Origin of the sequence: Streptomyces sp. B1866 (assembly GCF_031932565.1) — a bacterium.
In the GTDB taxonomy this organism is placed as follows: domain Bacteria; phylum Actinomycetota; class Actinomycetes; order Streptomycetales; family Streptomycetaceae; genus Streptomyces.
This window is the reverse complement of record NZ_JAVSCF010000574.1, coordinates 1-720: the sequence shown is the minus strand read 5'-3', so window position 1 is coordinate 720 and position 720 is coordinate 1. Positions and strand designations below refer to the sequence as shown.

Below are 720 nucleotides of genomic sequence, written 5' to 3'. Positions count from 1 at the left end.
GGCAGTCGGCGACCAGGTCCGGCAGGGCGGCGAGCGTGGCGCGCCAGCAGCCCGGCGCGGCCGCCCGGCCGGCGTCGTGCAGCAGCACCGTCCCGCCGCCGCGCAGGGCCCGCCGCACGGTGGCCCGTACGGACGCCGCGGTCGCCTCGGCCGTCCAGTCCCGTCCCCAGGCCGACCACAGCACCGGCCGCAGCCCGGCCCGCCGGGCCGCCGCCCAGCGGCCGCCGGTCAGGATGCCGTAGGGCGGCCGGTACCACAGCGGCCGCGCCCCGGCCAGGTCCGACACGACCCGCGCCGCCCGGGCCACCTCGCGGGCGTCCCGGGCGAACGCCGGCCGCCACGGCGGGCCGTGGTGCCAGCCGTGGACGGCCAGCTCGTGGCCGCGCGCGGCGATGCTGCGGCCGAGCTCCGGGTAGCGCAGCGCCCGCTCGCCGAGCACGAAGAAGGTCGCCCGCACCTCCAGGCGGTCCAGCGCGTCCAGGATCGCGGGCGTGGCGGCGGGGTCGGGGCCGTCGTCGAAGGTCAGGGCGACATGGCCGGGGTCTCCCGCGCCGGCCAGCGCCGGGAAGCAGGCGCGCCGCAGGCCCGGCAGCCAGGTGGCGGCGGGCAGCACGTGGACGGCCAGCAGCGCGCCGCAGACGGCGGCCGCGGGCCGCAGCGGGGCCGCAGCTGCGGCGTGCCGCGCGCTCACGGCTCGCCCCCGGTCCGGCGCGCTGCCGG

The 720-nt window shown here is 82.4% G+C and carries 1 protein-coding gene; it reads right to left on the bottom strand.

Going from position 1 to position 720, the window contains the following annotated elements; genetic code table 11:
- A partial coding sequence (locus RKE29_RS30255; RefSeq protein WP_312008896.1) for a polysaccharide deacetylase family protein occupies positions 1–658 on the bottom strand: 658 nt, incomplete at its 3' end.
- Positions 659–720 lie beyond the last annotated feature (62 nt).